The sequence below is a fragment of the Treponema endosymbiont of Eucomonympha sp. genome (assembly GCF_001028545.1).
Window position 1 is genome coordinate 1 of the sequence record NZ_BBPW01000698.1, and the last position, 432, is coordinate 432.

The 432-nt window shown below is 47.9% G+C and carries 2 protein-coding genes; both read right to left on the reverse strand.

All coding sequences use genetic code 11. The annotated features are described in order from the left end of the window. Positions 1-109 precede the first annotated feature (109 nt). On the reverse strand, positions 110-268 hold the full coding sequence (locus AWU74_RS12335) for a hypothetical protein (protein WP_187150996.1): 159 nt from the start codon (positions 266-268) through the stop codon (positions 110-112). Next, positions 261-371 (reverse strand): aminomethyltransferase beta-barrel domain-containing protein, encoded by a 111-nt coding sequence (locus AWU74_RS13670; RefSeq protein ID WP_368853475.1) that lies wholly within the window; start codon positions 369-371, stop codon positions 261-263. The genes AWU74_RS12335 and AWU74_RS13670 overlap by 8 nt, the downstream gene beginning before the upstream one ends. Positions 372-432: the final 61 nt, after the last annotated feature.

Here is a 432-nt window from a genome sequence, read left to right on the forward strand (position 1 = left end):
CGCTTTTTTTGCAAAATTCATTCTACGATTTGATTACTATATTGTTTGTCTCGGAGCCACCCGCAGGTAAGATAATTTCTGCTGGTTTCCCGTTGACGATCGTCGCGACCTATTCCCGCGCCCCCGTAATTTTTTTTGCCGCAACGCGCCCGTCTTCGTGCAGACTTGACCCATTCGCGTATGACCCAAGTTCCGCAATAGAAAACTGCCGCACTTCCTCGGAAAGCGGAGTCGTCGCGTTGTAGTCAAGGTAGATTCGTTTATTCATGTATACCGTTGGCCATAATCCCCCCCCCCACAATAATGTCTTCTTTATATATCCATGCTGATTTCCCCTTCGTTATCGCGCGCTGCGGAGTATCAACTATAATTCCCCACGTCTTGCCGGTTTCGCCCGCCGTGCCGAAATAATTTTTATTTGAATAAACAGGG

Bases quoted from the DNA above. Each gene is read 5' to 3' on its own strand.
- AWU74_RS12335 (WP_187150996.1), bottom strand. From the start codon at position 268: ATGAATAAACGAATCTACCTTGACTACAACGCGACGACTCCGCTTTCC.